This window comes from Curtobacterium sp. MCBA15_004, assembly GCF_001865055.2.
Lineage (GTDB): Bacteria > Actinomycetota > Actinomycetes > Actinomycetales > Microbacteriaceae > Curtobacterium.
Window position 1 is genome coordinate 1528272 of the sequence record NZ_CP126266.1, and the last position, 16346, is coordinate 1544617.

General features: G+C 72.2%; 13 protein-coding genes and 1 pseudogene. 12 read left to right on the plus strand and 2 right to left on the minus strand.

Annotated features, from left to right (window positions below; translation table 11 throughout):
- Positions 1-13: 13 nt before the first annotated feature.
- Positions 14-1039, minus strand: a complete 1026-nt coding sequence (locus QOL16_RS07210; protein ID WP_071284901.1) for a LysR substrate-binding domain-containing protein — start codon at positions 1037-1039, stop codon at positions 14-16.
- Between the two features lie 70 nt (positions 1040-1109).
- Between QOL16_RS07210 and QOL16_RS07215 the strand changes: the two genes are divergently transcribed.
- From QOL16_RS07215 to QOL16_RS07230, 4 genes are all read left to right on the plus strand, one after another.
- Entirely contained in the window at positions 1110-2150 is a 1041-nt protein-coding gene (locus QOL16_RS07215; RefSeq protein WP_065959532.1) for an aminotransferase class V-fold PLP-dependent enzyme, read from the plus strand.
- 252 nt (positions 2151-2402) lie between these two features.
- Positions 2403-3788, plus strand: a complete 1386-nt coding sequence (locus tag QOL16_RS07220) for a glycine--tRNA ligase (RefSeq protein ID WP_065959529.1) — start codon at positions 2403-2405, stop codon at positions 3786-3788.
- A gap of 126 nt (positions 3789-3914) precedes the next feature.
- Entirely contained in the window at positions 3915-4649 is a 735-nt protein-coding gene (locus QOL16_RS07225; protein WP_065959522.1) for a DsbA family protein, read from the plus strand.
- Complete coding sequence (locus tag QOL16_RS07230) at positions 4646-4819, plus strand: hypothetical protein (RefSeq protein ID WP_175473108.1); 174 nt, start codon at positions 4646-4648, stop codon at positions 4817-4819. Before QOL16_RS07225 ends, QOL16_RS07230 begins: the two co-directional genes overlap by 4 nt.
- A 69-nt stretch (positions 4820-4888) precedes the next feature.
- Here the strand turns inward: QOL16_RS07230 and QOL16_RS07235 are convergent, their stop codons facing one another.
- Positions 4889-5377, minus strand: a complete 489-nt coding sequence (locus tag QOL16_RS07235) for an aminoacyl-tRNA deacylase (protein WP_071249262.1) — start codon at positions 5375-5377, stop codon at positions 4889-4891.
- 48 nt (positions 5378-5425) lie between these two features.
- Here QOL16_RS07235 and dusB point away from each other — a divergent pair, with 48 nt between their 5' ends.
- The 8 genes and pseudogenes from dusB (at position 5426) to QOL16_RS07270 (ending at position 16228) form a co-directional block, all read left to right on the plus strand.
- Positions 5426-6598, plus strand: a complete 1173-nt coding sequence (dusB, locus tag QOL16_RS07240; protein WP_071249260.1) for a tRNA dihydrouridine synthase DusB — start codon at positions 5426-5428, stop codon at positions 6596-6598.
- On the plus strand, positions 6595-7881 hold the full coding sequence (locus QOL16_RS07245) for a deoxyguanosinetriphosphate triphosphohydrolase (RefSeq protein ID WP_065959514.1): 1287 nt from the start codon (positions 6595-6597) through the stop codon (positions 7879-7881). Before dusB ends, QOL16_RS07245 begins: the two co-directional genes overlap by 4 nt.
- Positions 7882-7955: 74 nt before the next feature.
- Entirely contained in the window at positions 7956-9875 is a 1920-nt protein-coding gene (gene dnaG, locus QOL16_RS07250) for a DNA primase (RefSeq protein ID WP_071249258.1), read from the plus strand.
- Between the two features lie 811 nt (positions 9876-10686).
- Positions 10687-12303 (plus strand): ABC transporter substrate-binding protein, encoded by a 1617-nt coding sequence (locus QOL16_RS07255; RefSeq protein ID WP_065959510.1) that lies wholly within the window; start codon positions 10687-10689, stop codon positions 12301-12303.
- A 219-nt stretch (positions 12304-12522) separates the two neighbouring features.
- A pseudogene (locus QOL16_RS17255) lies at positions 12523-12621 on the plus strand (hypothetical protein); the annotation flags it as partial.
- A 183-nt stretch (positions 12622-12804) separates the two neighbouring features.
- Positions 12805-13470 carry an ABC transporter permease gene (locus QOL16_RS17260; RefSeq protein WP_370692482.1) on the plus strand — a complete coding sequence of 222 codons (666 nt, stop codon included), beginning with the start codon at positions 12805-12807 and terminating at the stop codon, positions 13468-13470.
- A gap of 2 nt (positions 13471-13472) precedes the next feature.
- A complete protein-coding gene (locus tag QOL16_RS07265; RefSeq protein WP_065959504.1) occupies positions 13473-14468 on the plus strand; it encodes an ABC transporter permease in 996 nt (331 codons plus the stop codon).
- A complete protein-coding gene (locus QOL16_RS07270; protein ID WP_083395066.1) occupies positions 14465-16228 on the plus strand; it encodes an ABC transporter ATP-binding protein in 1764 nt (587 codons plus the stop codon). The genes QOL16_RS07265 and QOL16_RS07270 overlap by 4 nt, the downstream gene beginning before the upstream one ends.
- Positions 16229-16346 lie beyond the last annotated feature (118 nt).

Below are 16346 nucleotides of genomic sequence, written 5' to 3' on the forward strand. Positions count from 1 at the left end.
GACGTCCCCCGCGTCAGCCGAGCACGCCGGCGGCGGCCCGGGCAGCGGCGATCGCGACCGCGGTGCTCGGCACCCGCTCCGCACCGCGGGCGACGACGACCTCGACCCGCCGGGCCAGGTCCGGGTCGACCGCGCGGACCTCGACGGTCGCGGGGACGACGGTCGTCGCGAGGGCGAGCCGGGGCAGGAGCGCGACGCCCAGCCCGGCGGCGACCATGCCGACGACGGCCGCGGCGTTGTCGGTCTCGAGGACGATGTCCGGCGAGAACCCCGCGGCGGCGCACGAGGCGAGCAGGTGCCCGCGGCAGCGTGGGCAGCCGCCGATCCAGCGTTCCTCGCGCAGACCCGCCAGGTCGACGAGGCCGGCACCGGCACCGGCACCGGCGGCACCGTCACCGGCACCGGCACCGGCACCGGCGGCACTGTCACCGTCACCGGCACCGGCACCGGCACCGGCACCGTCCCCGTCCCCGTCCCCGTCCCCGTCCCCGTCCCCGGCGGCCCGGTAGCGCACGAGCACGAGCGGGTCCTGCCCGAGCCCGTGCACCTGCAGCGCGGGGTCCGGCACGACGGCGTCCCCGTCGTGCGTGAAGGTCAGCGCCACGTCGACGTGCCCCGCCCGCAGCAGGTCGAGTGCCTCGGGCGGCTCCGCTTCGACGTACGAGGTGGCGATCCCCGGGGTCTCTGCGGCCATCCGCGCGAGCACGGCCGGCACGAGCGTGGACGAGGCGCTCGGGAAGCCCGCGAGCCGAACCCGTCCGCGTGCGAGTCCGTCCACGGCGTCGAGGTCCTCCTGCGCCGCGGCGAGGGCGGCGTCGACGTGCAGGGCGTGCGCGGCGAGGATCCGCCCGGCCTCGGTGAGCACGGCTGCGCGTCCGCCGGCGCGCAGCACGAGGGTCTGCCCGAGCCGCCGCTCCGCACGGCCGAGCAGCTGGCTGAGCGCCGGTTGGCTGTACCCGAGTTCGGCCGCGGCCCCGGTGATCGACCCGGTGCGACCGACGGCGTGCAGGACGCGGAGCAGATGAGGGTCGACGGTCATCACGTCATCGTATGGGACCGACAAGGAACCTGGTCTGGTGTGATGACGTCGGCGGACCGATCCTCGGAGCATGGACTCCTTCGTCGACGGTCGCCGGTACCTCGCCGCCTGCACGGCCGGCCTCCCGACCCACGGGACGCTCCGGGCGATGCGCGCCGACCTCGACGCATGGTCCCGGGCCGAGACCGGTCCCGCGGCGTACGGCGACCTCGTCGAGGAGGGGCGCGCGCTCTTCGCCGGACTCGTCGGCGTCGGGGCCGACCGGGTCGCGACGGGCTCCCAGGCCTCGGCGATGACCGCCGTGGTCGCGGCCTCGGTGCCCGACGGCGCCGAGGTGCTCGTCCCCGACGGCGACTTCAGCTCGATCGTCTTCCCCTTCCTGCAGCAGGAGCACCGGGGCGTCCGGGTCCGCAGCGTCCCGCTCGACACCCTGCCCGAGGCGGTCGACGAGCGCACGGCGCTCGTCGCGTGGTCGCACGTGCAGTCCGCCACCGGTGCGCTCGCCCCCTCGGCGGCGATCGTCGAGGCCGCCCGCGCGGTCGGCGCCCGCACGCTCTGCGACCTCACCCAGGCCGCGGGTGTCCTGCCGGTCGACGCCTCGCCGTACGACGTCACCGTGACGCACGCCTACAAGTGGCTCTGCGCGCCGCGGGGCGTGGCCTTCATGACCGTCTCGGACCGCGCGCTCGACGAGCTCCGACCGGTGCAGGCCGGCTGGTACGCCGGCGCCGACGTGTGGTCGTCCTGCTACGGCCCGACCATGCGCCTCGCCGAGGACGCCCGTCGCTTCGACGTCTCGCCGGCCTGGCAGGCCTGGCCCGGCGCGGTCGCCGCGCTCCGGCACGTCGCCTCGCTCGACCCGGTCGCGGCCTGGCGGCACGCGACGTCCCTGACGGACCGGCTCTGCGACGCCCTCGGTGCTCCCCGCCAGGGCCGGGCGATCGCGACGTTCCCCGACGCCGACGGTGCGCAGCTCGCGGCCCTCGGTGCCGCCGGCATCACGGCGTCCGGCCGCGCCGGCCGCGTCCGGCTCGCGTTCCACCACTGGAACGACGAGCGCGACGCCGACGAGGTGGCCGAGGTGATCGCGGCCGTCCGACCGGCGGGCTGACACCGGACGGGAGGCCCGTGGCGGCCCCGCACCGCGCCTCCCGTCCGCCCCGTGGTCACCGTGCGGTGCGTGCCGGGCCCGCGCCGCGCCTCCCGTCCGCCCCGTGGTCACCGTGCGGTGGATGCCGGAGCCGCGCCGCGCCTCCCGTCCCGACCGGCGGTGCCGGCGACCGCGCCGCCCTGCGGGGCCGCTACGCTTGCCCGGTACCGTTCCCGCACCGGGCACCCAGTCCGGCGACCACAGGAGTCCCTCTTGGCACCGTCCTCCCGTCTCGACAGCGTCATCGCCCTGGCCAAGGGCCGCGGCTTCGTGTTCCAGTCGGGGGAGATCTACGGTGGATCCCGCTCCGCGTGGGACTACGGGCCCCTCGGTGTCGAGCTCAAGGAGAACATCAAGCGCCAGTGGTGGCAGCGGTTCGTCCGCGGCCGTGGTGACATGGTCGGCCTCGACTCCGCCGTGATCCTGCCCCGCAAGGTGTGGGAGGCCTCCGGCCACGTCGCGACCTTCACCGACCCGCTCGTCGAGTGCCTGCACTGCCACCACCGCTTCCGCGAGGACCACCTCGTCGAGGCCTTCGTCGCGAAGAAGGACCGCCAGCCCGAGGGAGGCATGGCCGAGATCGCCTGCCCGAACTGCGGCACCCGCGGCGAGTGGACCGAGCCCCGTGAGTTCTCCGGGATGCTCAAGACCTACCTCGGCCCGGTCGAGTCCGAGGAGGGCCTGAACTTCCTCCGCCCGGAGACCGCGCAGGGCATCTTCGTGGACTTCGCGCAGGTCGTGACGACCAGCCGCATGAAGCCCCCGTTCGGCATCGGCCAGGTCGGCAAGGCGTTCCGCAACGAGATCACGCCCGGCAACTTCATCTTCCGCACGCGTGAGTTCGAGCAGATGGAGATCGAGTACTTCGTCCCGCCGGCCTCGGTCGGGGAGCACTACGAGCAGTGGATCGCCGACTCGGTCGCGTTCTTCACCGACCTCGGCATCGACCCGGAGAACCTGCGACGCTTCGACGTCCCGGACGGCGAGCGGGCGCACTACTCCGACGCGACCGCCGACATCGAGTACCGCTTCGGGTTCGCCGGCTCCGAGTGGGGCGAGCTCATGGGCGTCGCGAACCGCACCGACTTCGACCTGAACAACCACATCGAGGCCTCCGGCAAGGACCTGCGGTTCTTCGACCAGGCCGCGAACGAGAAGTACGTGCCGTACGTCATCGAGCCGTCGTTCGGCCTGACGCGAGCGCTCATGGCGTTCCTGCTCGACGCCTACCACGAGGACGAGGCCCCGAACGCGAAGGGCGGCGTCGACAAGCGCACCGTCCTGCGCCTTGACCCGCGCCTCGCGCCGGTCAAGGCCGCGGTCCTGCCGCTGTCCCGCAACGAGCAGCTCTCCCCGGTCGCGCGCGGCCTGGCCGACGACCTCCGCAAGCACTGGAACGTCGACTTCGACGACGCCGGTGCGATCGGTCGTCGCTACCGTCGCCACGACGAGATCGGCACGCCGTTCTGCATCACGGTCGACTTCGACACGCTCGACGACAAGGCCGTGACCGTGCGCGAGCGAGACACCATGGCGCAGGAGCGCGTGGCGCTCGACCAGCTGCAGGGCTACCTGGCGCAGCGTCTGCTCGGCGCGTAGCACCGAACCGGAGCGTCCGCTCGGCGCCCAGCACCGAACCGGAGCGTCCGCTCGGCGCCCAGCACCGACCGACACACGCGGCCGTGCCCCCGGGAATGCCCGGGGCGCGGCCGCGTTGTCGTCGGCGTGAACACTCCTGTGAAGGTGGACGTCTGGTCTGACATCGCCTGCCCCTGGTGCTACATCGGCAAGCGGAAGTTCGAGGCCGGCGTCGCCGCGTTCGATGCGTCCGACGACACCCCCGCGGTCGAGGTCGAGTACCACTCCTTCGAGCTGAGCCCGGACACCCCCGTCGACTTCGAGGGCACCGAGGCCGAGTTCCTGTCCGGCCACAAGGGCATGCCCGTCGAGCAGGCCCAGCAGATGCTCGACCACGTCGCCGGCATCGCCGCTTCGGTCGGGCTGTCGTACGACTTCGAGCGGATGCACCACACGAACACCGTGAAGGCGCACCAGGTCATCCACCTCGCGAAGCAGCACGGCAAGCAGCTCGAGATGGTCGAGCGCCTGTTCACCGCCTACTTCGAGCGCGGCGAGCACGTCGGGCAGGACGAGTCGCTGGCCGACCTCGGCGCGTCGATCGGGTTGGACCGCGACGAGGTCCTGGCGACCCTGCGCGACGACGCCCAGCTCGCCGCGGTGCGCGCGGACCAGGAACAGGCCCGCGCCTACGGCATCAACGGGGTGCCGTTCTTCGTCGTCGACGGCAAGTACGGCGTCTCCGGGGCGCAGGACCCGCAGGCGTTCGAGCAGGTGCTCCGGCAGGTCGTGGCACTCCGCGAGACCACGCCCGAGGAGATCGCCGAGCAGCAGCAGCGTGCCGCGGACGACGCGGCAGCGGACGCGGCGGTGACCCGGTGACGGCCGTGACGGCGGCCGGCGGGGCCGGGGCGCGCCTCCAGGCCGGCGACGGGGCGGAGGCGCGACCCGCGCTGCTCACGCTCGTACCGTCCGGCGGTGCGCCGGTGTGCGAGGGCGACAGCTGCTTCGTGCCCGGCGCCGAGGGCGACTGGGCCGAGGTCCCGGACTGACACCGCGTCCGGCCCGGCCGTCCGAGCGACGGCCGCGGTCGGTCGTGCTGCCGGGTCGGCCGGGCGCGCTCAGCCCTGGCGGACCGGCTCCTCGTCGGTGATGTCGGCGACCGTCGCACCGTAGGCCGCGACCAGGGCGTCGGCGTCGACGAAGGCGCTCGCGCCGTGCCGACCGGCGCCGAGCGCGACCCGGCGGCCGAGCACGCGTTCGTCGGCGTACACCGGCAGGTCCCCGGTCGCACCGATCGGCGTGATGGTGCCCCGTTCGTAGCCGGACGCCTCGAGCGCGGTGGCGGCGTCGGGCATCGAGAGCTTGTTCACGCCGACGACCGTGCGGAGCTTCTTCCAGGCGATGCTGCGGCCGCCGGGGACGAGCGCGAGCAGGAACCCGCCGTCGTGGCGCTTCACGACGAGCGTCTTGACGATGTCGCCCGGCGTGATCCCGAGCAGGGCTGCGGCCTGCTCGAGCGAGTCGGCAGCGGGGCGTTCGACGACCTCGACGTCGAGCCCGCGGGCTGCTGCGTCGGCGTCGAAGCGGGCGATGGCGGTGTCGGACATGTGGAGAACGCTACCGGCGGGGAACGGGCATGGGAGGATGGACGAGGTATGACGATCACTGACGCACCCCGCACGGGCACCCGCCCGGCGAAGCCCCTGCGCATCGGCCCGATCGAGGTCGAGGCGCCGGTCGTGCTGGCGCCGATGGCGGGCATCACGAACATGGCCTACCGGCGGCTCTGCCGCGAGTACGGCGCCGGGCTCTACGTGTGCGAGATGATCACGTCACGCGCGTTGGTCGAGCGGACCCCGGTGTCGATGCAGCTCATCCAGCACCACGAGTCCGAGACCCCGCGGTCGATCCAGCTGTACGGCGTCGAGCCGAACACCGTGGCCGAGGCCGCGACGATCCTGGTGGCCGAGGACCGTGCCGACCACATCGACCTCAACTTCGGGTGCCCGGTGCCGAAGGTCACGCGCAAGGGCGGGGGAGCGGCGCTGCCCTGGAAGCTCGACCTGTTCAAGGACCTCGTCGAGAAGACCGTCCGCGCCGCCGGTGACGTCCCGGTCACGGTGAAGATGCGCAAGGGCATCGACGCCGACCACCTCACCTACCTCGACGCGGCGCGCATCGCGCGGGACGCCGGCGTCGCCGCGGTGTCGCTGCACGCCCGCACCGCGAACGAGCACTACTCCGGGCACGCCGACTGGAGCGCGATCGCGACCCTCAAGGAGACGATCACCGACATCCCGGTCCTCGGCAACGGGGACATCTGGTCGGCGGCCGACGCGCTGCGCATGGTCGACGAGACCGGCTGCGACGGGGTCGTCGTCGGCCGCGGGTGCCTCGGGCGTCCCTGGCTGTTCGGGGACCTCGCGGCGGCGTTCCGCGGCGAGGACGTCCGTGCGATGCCGTCGATGGGCGACGTGGCCGTGGCCTTCCGCCGGCACGCCGAACTGCTCGTCGAGTTCTTCGGCTCCGAGGACCACGGCTGCCGCGACGTCCGCAAGCACGTGGCGTGGTACTTCAAGGGGTACCCGATCGGCAGCGAGGTCCGCAGCGCGCTCGCGATGGCGTCGAGCCTGCAGGAGATCGACGACCTGCTCGGCAAGCTCGACTGGTCGGCCCCGTACCCGGGCGCCGACGTCGAGGGCCCGCGTGGCCGTTCTGGGCACCCGAAGCGCACCGCGCTGCCCGACCGCTGGCTCGAGTCCCGCGACGTCGACGCCGAGTTCCGCAAGGTGCTCGCCGCCGCCGAGCTGCACCACAGCGGCGGATGAGCGCCACCGCCTCCTACGGGCCCGCCGACGCCGAGCGCTGGCTGCCCGAGACCCACGGCAACCGCCGCTCCGACTTCGCCCGCGACCGCGCCCGGCTGCTGCACTCGAGCGCCCTGCGCCGGCTCGCGGCGAAGACGCAGGTGCTCAGCCCGACCACCGGGCTCGACTTCGCCCGCAACCGCCTGACGCACTCGCTCGAGGTCGCGCAGGTCGGCCGGGAGCTCGCCGACTCCCTCGGGCTCGACCCCGACGTCGTCGACACCGCCTGCCTCGCGCACGACATCGGACACCCGCCCTTCGGTCACAACGGCGAGACCGCGGTGAACGCGTGGGCCGCCGGCATCGGCGGGTTCGAGGGCAACGCGCAGACGCTCCGGCTCCTCACTCGGCTCGAGCCCAAGGTCTACGGCACCGGTGACGACGACCGGCCGTACGGGCTCAACCTGACGCGCGCGTCCCTCGACGCCAGCTGCAAGTACCCGTGGCCCGCCGCGCAGGGGGTCGCCGAGGCGTCCTCCGGTCGCACGAAGTTCGGCTTCTACGACGACGACCACGACGCCTTCGAGTGGCTGCGCGCGGGTGCACCCCGGCGCCAGCGCTGCATCGAGGCGCAGGTCATGGACCTGTCCGACGACATCGCGTACTCGGTGCACGACTTCGAGGACGCCGTCGTCGCGGGCTTCATCGACGTGGCCGCGCTCGGCGACCGCGTGGGCGAGAACGACATCGTGAGTGCGATGCACGCGTGGGTGGGCTCGGACCTCAGCCGCGACGAACTGCTCGAGGCGTTCGACCGGCTCCGCTCACTGCCGCTCTGGATGACGTCGTACGACGGCTCCCGGCGCGACCTCGCGCGCCTGAAGAACCTGACCTCGCAGCTCATCGGTCGCTTCGCCCGCACGGCCACCGCGGCGACGCGGGAGGCCTACGCGTCCGGCTCGCTCGTGCGGTTCGCCGCCTCGGTCGTCACGCCGCCCGAGATCATCGGCGAGATCGCGGTCCTCAAGGGCATCGTCGCGGCGTTCGTGATGACCCAGGGCGACCGGCAGCCCGTGTACGAGGACCAGCGGCGGGTGCTCACCGAGCTCCTCGACGCCCTGGCGGCCTCGGGCAGCGCCGACCTCGACCCGGGGTTCGCCGCCGACTGGCGCGACGCCCCCGACGACGCCGGGCGGCTCCGGGCCGTGGTCGACCAGGTCGCGAGCCTGACCGACCAGGGTGCACTGGCCTGGCACAAGCGGCTGGTCGTCGGGGAGCGCGAGACGACGCACATCCCGGTCTGACCCGGCGCCGGCGTCCGTCCACAGGGCAGCCCCTCCGGTCGGTCGGCGTCGTCGGCACGAACTAGGATCGAGGGGTGGCAGGCCGGATCGCGAGGAACGACATCGACGAGGTCCGCTCGCGTGTCAACATCGCGGACGTCGTCGGTGACCACGTCACGCTGAAGTCGGCGGGCGTCGGATCGCTCAAGGGCCTCTGCCCCTTCCACGACGAGCGGTCCCCGTCCTTCCACGTGCGCCCCCAGGTGGGCCGGTACCACTGCTTCGGGTGTGGTGAGGACGGCGACGTCTTCGAGTTCATCATCAAGATGGACCACACGACGTTCCAGGAAGCCGTCGAGCGGATGGCCGCGAAGATCGGCTTCACCCTCCACTACGAGGAGGGCGACGGCCCTCGCACCGACTACAACCAGCGCGCCCGGCTGATCGCCGCGAACGAGGCGGCGCTCGCCTTCTACCAGGCGCAGCTCACGACCCCCGCTGCCGAGCCGGCCCGCCGGTTCCTCGGGGAGCGCGGCTTCGACCCGGCGGCGGCGCAGCACTTCGGTGTCGGCTTCGCGCCGCAGTCGTACGACGCGACGCGGGAACACCTGCGCGGGCGTGGCTTCACGATGGACGAGATCCTCGCCGCCGGGCTCGCCGGGCAGGGCGACCGGTCCCCGTACGACCGGTTCCGCGGGCGCCTCGTCTGGCCGATCCGTGACGTCACCGGGTCGACGATCGGCTTCGGCGCGCGCCGGCTGCTCGACGAGGACAAGGGCCCGAAGTACCTGAACACCCCCGAGACGCCGATCTACCACAAGAGCCAGGTGCTCTACGGGCTCGACCTCGCCCGCCGCGACATCTCGAAGGGCAAGCAGGTCGTCATCGTCGAGGGCTACACCGACGTCATGGCGTGCCACCTCGCCGGGATCACGACCGCGGTCGCGACCTGCGGCACCTCGTTCGGCGTCGACCACATCAAGGTGCTCCGCCCGATGCTCGGCGACGTCAGCGGCGCCGACCCGAACGCCAACGGCGAGGTCGTGTTCACCTTCGACCCGGACGAGGCCGGCCAGCGGGCCGCGTCGCGCGCCTTCGCCGAGGAGCAGCGCTTCGCTGCGCAGACCTTCGTCGCGGTCGCCCCGGGCGGGCTCGACCCGTGCGACCTGCGCCTGCAGCGCGGTGACGACGCGATCCGCCGGCTCGTCTCCGCGAAGCGACCGATGTTCGAGTTCATGATCCGGCGCACCCTCGACGGACACGACCTCGAGACCGTCGAGGGCCGGGTCAGCGCCCTCCGTGCGGCGGCTCCCGTCCTCGCCGGTATCCGAGACCGGTCGCTCACCCAGGGGTACGTCCGCGAGCTCGCCGGATGGCTCGGGATGGACATCCCGGACGTCCGCCGCGCCGTCGAGTCGGCTCGCCAGCGCGCGTCCCGCGCTGACCAGCCGGGAGGCCCGGTGCCGGTCGGGCAGGCGGGTCCCGGTGGCGAACTGGTCACCCCGGCAGAGGAGCCCGTGGCCGGGCTGCGCCTGCTGCCGAACGACCCGATCACCCGGATGGAGCGCGACGCCGTGATGGCGATGGTGCAGCAACCGGGGTACGTCGGTGCGCCGTTGCTCGGGCTCGCGGCACAGGCCACGTTCTCGGCGCCGATGCTCTCGGTCGTGCGGGACGCCGTCGTCGCCAACGTCGACGTGATCGGTGCGCCGAACTGGCTCGACCGTCTGCTGCAGGACGTCCCGACGCCGTTCCGGGGCCTCGTGCAGGAGCTCGCGCTCGCGCCGATCCCGGCCAGGACCGACGAGGACCTCGCGCTGTACGCGCGGAGCATCGTCGTCGCCCTGGTGGAGCGTGACCTGCTCGCCCGCAAGGCGTCGCTCCTCGGGCAGCTGCAGCGTGCCGACCCGCACGAACAGGGTGACCGACGCGCCGAGATCCAGCGGCAGCTCGTCGACATCGACCAGCAGCGGATGCGGCTCCGCGCCGACGGCGAGGCCGACGCGCAGCGCTGACCGGCGCTGTACGGTCCTCGGACTTCGCAGGCCGGTGCCGCGTGCCGTGTGCCGTGTGCCGTGTGCCGGGGCCGATCCGCGCCTCCCGGTCGGTCCCGCGAGCGGGCAGGACGCGCCGTGGGCCCTTCGCCGCGGGAGCCGTATCCGGGCCGCTCGGCCACCGCGATCGACGGGCGTCGCTCGTTCGCCGATCGCGGCCGGGCGCGTCGGCGCGCCGGGGTCGACCCGCGCCTCCCGGTCGGGGCACGCGCGTCGGGGCGCCCCGTGCCGGGGTCGACCCGCGCCTCCCGGCCGTCGCGCGAGCGGGCAGGACACGCCGTGCGCCCTTCGCCGTGGGAGCCGTATCCGGGCCGCTCGGCCGCCGCGACCGACGGGCGTCGCTCGTTCGCCGATCGCGGCCGGGCGCGTCGGCGCGCCCGCGTGCCGGGGTCGACCCGCGCCTTCCGGTCGGTCGCGCGAGCGGGCAGGACGCGCCGTGCGCCCTTCGCCGCGGGAGCCGTGTCCGGGCCGCTCGACCGCCGCGACCGACGGAGACCGCTCGTTCGCCGACCGCGGCCGGGCGCGCCCACCCCACCCGCCCCTCGGAGCCGACCGTTGCACGACGCAACTTTCCTGCGTGACACGCCGTGCCTGCACGCGCGCATCATGCGCCATGCGGCGGTCTCGTGCATTACAAGGGTGTAAACAAATCTCCCTCAGCTCGTGGAATTCCGTGTCAGGGTGGTAGCAATGAGCGTCCCTGACCGGGCACACAGTCGATCCACCTCCGGTCCGGGGACCCCTTCGAACACCACCGAGAGAGGCAGCGGACATGGCATCCGTGAGCAAGTGGGGCAAGCGCGGCATCGCGCTCGGCGCCGGGGCAGCAGCGACGGCGCTGGTGCTGACCGGGTGCGCGAGCAGCAGCGTCTCCGACACCGACCTGAACGGCATGAGCATCGGCACGACGGACAAGATCACGTCCCTCGACCCCGCCGGTTCCTACGACAACGGCTCGTTCGCCGTGCAGAACCAGGTCTTCCCGTTCCTGATGAACACCCCCGTCGGCAGCCCCGACGTGAAGCCGGACATCGCCGAGAAGGCGGAGTTCACGAACGACACGACGTACGAGGTCACCCTCAAGAAGGGCCTGAAGTTCGCGAACGGCCACGACCTCACGTCCAGCGACGTGAAGTTCTCGTTCGACCGTGAGCTGAAGATCAACAACGAGAACGGCCCGCAGTCGCTGCTGGCGAACCTCAAGAGCATCGACACCCCGAACGCCACGACCGTGGTGTTCAACCTGGACCACGCCGACCAGACCTGGCCGCAGGTGCTCTCCAGCCCCGCCGGTCCGATCGTCGACGAGCAGGTGTTCTCGGCGGACAAGGTCACCCCCGCGGCGGACATCGTCAAGGGCAAGGCGTTCGCCGGGCAGTACGAGATCACCTCGTACAAGGAGAACGACACGATCCAGTACAAGGCGAACCCGAACTACGACGGGCTCCTCGGCAAGGCCAAGTCCGACTCGGTCACCGCCAGCTACTACACCAAGGAGACCGACCTCAAGCTCGCCGTGCAGAAGGGCGACGTCGACGTGGCGTACCGCTCCCTGACGCCGACGGACATCGCCGACCTCCGCAAGGACGACAAGCTCGAGGTCACCGACGGCCCCGGCGGCGAGATCCGCTACATGGTCTTCAACCTCAACACGCAGCCGTTCGGTGCGAGCCAGTCCGACGCCGACGAGGCCAAGGCCCTCGCGGTGCGCCAGGCCGTCGCCGACGTGGTCGACCGCGCGTCGATCGCGAAGGAGGTCTACAACGACACCTACTCGCCGCTGTACTCGATGGTGCCGGACGGCCTGACGGGTGCCGCGAAGCCGTTCGAGAAGCTCTACGGCAACGGTGACGGTGGCCCCGACGTCGACAAGGCGAAGGAGACCCTGTCGAAGGCCGGGGTCAGCGGCAAGGTGCAGATCGACCTGCAGTACTCGCCCGACCACTACGGCTCGACCTCGGACGACGAGTACGCGGCGATCAAGACCCAGCTCGAGAACTCGGGCCTGTTCACCGTCAACCTGCAGTCGACCGTGTGGACGACCTACTCGCAGGAGCGCGTGAAGGACGCCTACCCGGTGTACCAGCTCGGTTGGTTCCCGGACTTCTCGGACGCCGACAACTACCTGTCGCCGTTCTTCTCGAAGGACAACTTCGTGCAGAACCACTACGACGACGCCGAGATCCAGAAGCTGATCGCCGACGAGCAGCAGGAGTCCGACAAGGACAAGCGCGCCACGCTCATCGAGCAGGCACAGGAGCGCGAGGCCACCCAGATCTCGACGCTGCCGCTCCTGCAGGGCAAGTCGGTCGCGGTCGCCGCGAAGGACGTCAAGGGCCTGGTCCTCGACTCCTCGTACAAGTTCCGCTACGCAACGCTCAGCAAGTAACACCCACCGGACACCAGGGGGCGTTCCCACGAGGAACGCCCCCTGGTCACGTCCCGAAAGGCACCCCCAACCGTGACCGTCATCCCACCCGAGGCGATCGAGTCGGAGCCCACGAAGCCGCAGGCACAGCGCAGTGCCAAGGGCGGCGGCGGGCTCGGCCGGTACGTCCTCGTCAGGTTCCTGCTCATCTTCCCGACCGTCTTCATCCTGGTGACGCTCGTGTTCTTCCTGATGCGCGTCATCGGGAACCCGATCACCGCCTCGGTCGGCGGTCGACTGACGCCGTCGCAGCTGCAGGAACGCCTGCACGCGGCCGGCTACGACCGCCCCGTGTTCGTGCAGTACCTCGAGTACCTCGGCAACATCGTGCGCGGCGACTTCGGCACGACCTCGACCGACAACCGGCCGATCACCGAGATCATCGTCACGTACGGCGGCGCCACCGCGGAGCTCGTGTTCTACGCGCTCATCGTCGCGCTGCTGCTCGGCATCCCGCTCGGCATGGTCGCCGCCTACGTGCGCGACAAGTGGCCGGACGTGCTGTTCCGCGCCCTCGCGATCCTGACCTACGCGACGCCGGTGTTCTTCGGCGGTCTGCTGCTCAAGCTCGTGTTCTCGGTCTGGCTCGGCTGGCTGCCCCTCGGGGACCGCGCGTCGACACGGGTGTCGCTCATCCTCGACAACATCCCCGGCGCGACGGGCATCTACATCATCGACGCGCTGCGGACCGGCAACGCGCAGGTGATCGGCGACGTGCTCCTGCACGCCGTGCTGCCGGCGCTCACGCTCGGTCTGCTGACGGCGGGCATCTTCCTGCGCCTGGTGCGCGCGAACATGATCGGCTCGCTCGGCTCCGAGTACGTCGACGCCGCCCGCTCGCGCGGCGTCCGGGAGTCCCGGCTGGTCCGGACCCACGCGTTCCGTCCGGCGCTCGTCCCGATCATCACCGTGATGGGCCTGCAGATCGCCATGCTGCTCGGTGGCTCGGTCCTCACCGAGACCACCTTCGGCTGGCGGGGGCTCGGCTTCGAGCTCAACCAGTACCTGTCCGCCCGTGACTTCGTCGCGGTCCAGGGCATCGTCGCGATGCTCGCCGTGATCGTCGCCGTGACGAACTTCGTCGTCGACGTCGTCGCGGCCTTCATCGACCCGAGAGTGAGGTTCTAGCGATGGCCGACACCTCGCTCGTCGACCGCCACGAGCCGCTCTGGAAGCGCCTCCCCGTGGTGGTCCAGCTCCGCAAGAGCACCGGCTGGCAGCGCGGCATGCTCGTCACCGGCGTCGTCATCTGCGCGCTGTACCTCGTGGTCGCGCTCGCGGCGCCGCTCATCGCCCCGTACGGCTTCGGCCAGCTGCAGGGCGCCGACGGCCAGAGCTTCCCGCGCACCGGCTCCCCGAGCCCCGAGCACATCTGGGGCACGACGGTCGGCGGGTTCGACGTGTTCAGCCGCGTCGTGTTCGGCGCCCGCACCGCGGTCCTCGTCGTGGTCGTCGCCGTGGTGGTCTCGATCACCATCGGCGTGATCCTCGGCATGGTGTCCGGCTACCTCGGCGGCTGGCTCGACCGGATCCTCGTCGTGGTCGCCGACGCGATCTACGCCTTCCCCTCCCTGCTGCTCGCGATCGTCGTCTCGATCGTGATCTCCGGCGGGAACTCGAGCTACTCGGGCGGCATCGTCGCGGCGGCGATCTCGATCACCGTGGTCTACGTGCCGCAGTACTTCCGCGTCGTCCGTGCCGAGGCCGTCCGCCTCCGCAACGAGGCGTTCGTCGAGTCGGCTCGTGTGCTCGGGACGAACCCGTGGCGCATCATGACCCGCCACGTGCTGCGGAACTCGACCCGCTCGCTGCCGCTCATCCTGACCCTCAACGCGAGCGACGCGATCCTCACGCTCGCCGGGCTCGGCTTCCTCGGGTTCGGCATCGGTCCGACCGCGGGCGCCGAGTGGGGCTACGACCTCAGCCGTGCGCTGTCCGACGTGGCCTCCGGCGTCTGGTGGACCGGCGTCTTCCCCGGCGTCGCGATCGTCGTGCTCGTGCTCGGCGTGACCTTCATCGGCGAGAGCCTCAACGACATCTCCGACCCGCGTCTGCGTGCCCGTCGCCGGCTGAAGCAGCTGGTGTCGCGCCGCGGGGCGACCAGCACGGAAGGGGCGGCCGCATGACGGACGCAACCCAGCGCCTCCAGGCCGACGGCGACGACGGCACCGGCGGCAGCAGCGACGACCGCGCCAGCCGCAGCAGCACCGGCCGACGCAGCGCCGACGGCGCACCCGTCGCCGTCGTCGACGACCTCACCGTCACCTTCGCGACCGACGGCGGCGCCGTCGACGCGGTCCGCGGCGTCAGCCTCGACGTCCGCCCGGGCGAGGTCCTCGCCCTCGTCGGCGAGTCCGGCTCCGGCAAGTCGGTCACGGCGCGCAGCATGCTCCGCCTGATGCCGGAGACGGCGACCCTGGGCGGCGCGGTCTACCTCGACGGCACCGACGTCATCAGCGTGGGCGCGCAGAAGCTCCGCGAACTGCGGGGGACCGCCGGGGCGATGGTGTTCCAGGAGCCGTCGACCGCGCTGAACCCGGTGTTCACGGTCGGGTGGCAGATCGCCGAGGGCCTCCGGGCGCACGGCGGCGTCTCGAAGAAGGAGGCGCGCGCCACGGCGATCGACTACCTCCGCCGCGTCGGCATCCCCGACCCGGAGGAGCGCGTCGACCACTACCCGCACCAGTTCTCGGGCGGTCAGAAGCAGCGCGTCGTCATCGCGTCGGCGCTGGCGCTCGAGCCGAGTGTCATCATCGCCGACGAGCCGACCACGGCGCTCGACGTCACGGTGCAGGCCGAGATCCTCGACCTGCTCCGACGGTGCCGCGACGAGTTCGGCGCGGCGATCGTCATCATCACGCACAACATGGGCGTCGTCGCCGACCTGGCCGACCGCGTGGCCGTGATGTACCAGGGCGAGGTCGTCGAGGAGGCCCCGGCGGCGCAGCTCTTCGCCGCCCCCCAGGCCGACTACACGAAGCGCCTGCTCGCCGCCGTGCCCCGCCTCGAGGCCTCGACCGGCACCGCCCGCCGCGCCGCGATCGCCGAGGACGTGACGCCGCTCGTGTCGGCCCGCGGGCTCGAGATCGAGTACCCCGGACGGCTCGGGTCGCCCGTGTTCCGGGCCGTCAAGGGCGTCGACCTCGACATCCGCCCCGGCGAGGTCCTCGGCCTGGTGGGGGAGTCCGGCTCCGGCAAGACCACCATCGGCCGGGCGATCGCGGGACTCACCCGGATCACGGGCGGCTCGCTCGACGTGCTCGGCACCGAGATGCTCGGGTACCGCGAGCGCGACTTCAAGCGGCACCGCAAGGACATCGGGTTCGTGTTCCAGGACCCGGCGACCTCGTTCAACCCGCTCCTGACGATCGCCGAGTGCGTCGCCGAGCCGCTCGTCGTGCACGGCGCCGAGCGCAACCCGCGCGCCGCCCGCAAGCGCGTCGACGAGCTGCTCGAGGCCGTGCAGCTCCCCGCCGCGTACGGCGACCGCTACCCGCACGAGCTGTCCGGCGGGCAGCGCCAGCGCGCCTCGCTCGCCCGGTCGCTCGCGCTCCGGCCGAAGCTGCTCATCGCCGACGAGCCGACGAGCGCGCTCGACGTGTCCGTGCAGGCGCGCGTGCTCGAGCTGTTCCTCGACCTGCAGCAGGACCTCGGGTTCGCGTCGCTCTTCATCAGCCACGACCTCGCGGTCGTCGGCGCCCTGTCGGACCGCATCGCGGTCCTGTACCGGGGCGACATGGTGGAGACCGGCACGACCGCGCAGGTGCTCGGCGCGCCGCAGCACCCGTACACGCAGCGGCTCCTCGCGTCGCTGCCGGTCCCGGACCCGGCGGAGCAGGCCGAGCGACGGCGTACGCTGGAGGCACTGGAGCGCGCCGGGTCCTGACCCGACGCCACCAGCCTGGAGGCGCGACCCGCGTCGACGACGCGGGTCGCGCCTCCAGGCCGGCACCTCCAGGGCACCGAACCGTCCCGACGACAACTCACGTCGTCGAGGCGGCACA

Excerpts from the sequence above, each read along its gene's own strand:
- QOL16_RS07270 (WP_083395066.1), top strand. The coding sequence starts at position 14,465 with ATGACGGACGCAACCCAGCGCCTCCAGGCCGACGGCGACGACGGCACC.
- QOL16_RS07245 (WP_065959514.1), top strand. The coding sequence starts at position 6,595 with ATGAGCGCCACCGCCTCCTACGGGCCCGCCGACGCCGAGCGCTGGCTG.
- QOL16_RS07235 (WP_071249262.1), bottom strand. The coding sequence starts at position 5,377 with ATGTCCGACACCGCCATCGCCCGCTTCGACGCCGACGCAGCAGCCCGC.
- QOL16_RS07215 (WP_065959532.1), top strand. The coding sequence starts at position 1,110 with ATGGACTCCTTCGTCGACGGTCGCCGGTACCTCGCCGCCTGCACGGCC.
- QOL16_RS07210 (WP_071284901.1), bottom strand. The coding sequence starts at position 1,039 with ATGACCGTCGACCCTCATCTGCTCCGCGTCCTGCACGCCGTCGGTCGC.
- dusB (WP_071249260.1), top strand. The coding sequence starts at position 5,426 with ATGACGATCACTGACGCACCCCGCACGGGCACCCGCCCGGCGAAGCCC.
- QOL16_RS07265 (WP_065959504.1), top strand. The coding sequence starts at position 13,473 with ATGGCCGACACCTCGCTCGTCGACCGCCACGAGCCGCTCTGGAAGCGC.
- QOL16_RS07255 (WP_065959510.1), top strand. The coding sequence starts at position 10,687 with ATGGCATCCGTGAGCAAGTGGGGCAAGCGCGGCATCGCGCTCGGCGCC.
- QOL16_RS17260 (WP_370692482.1), top strand. The coding sequence starts at position 12,805 with ATGGTCGCCGCCTACGTGCGCGACAAGTGGCCGGACGTGCTGTTCCGC.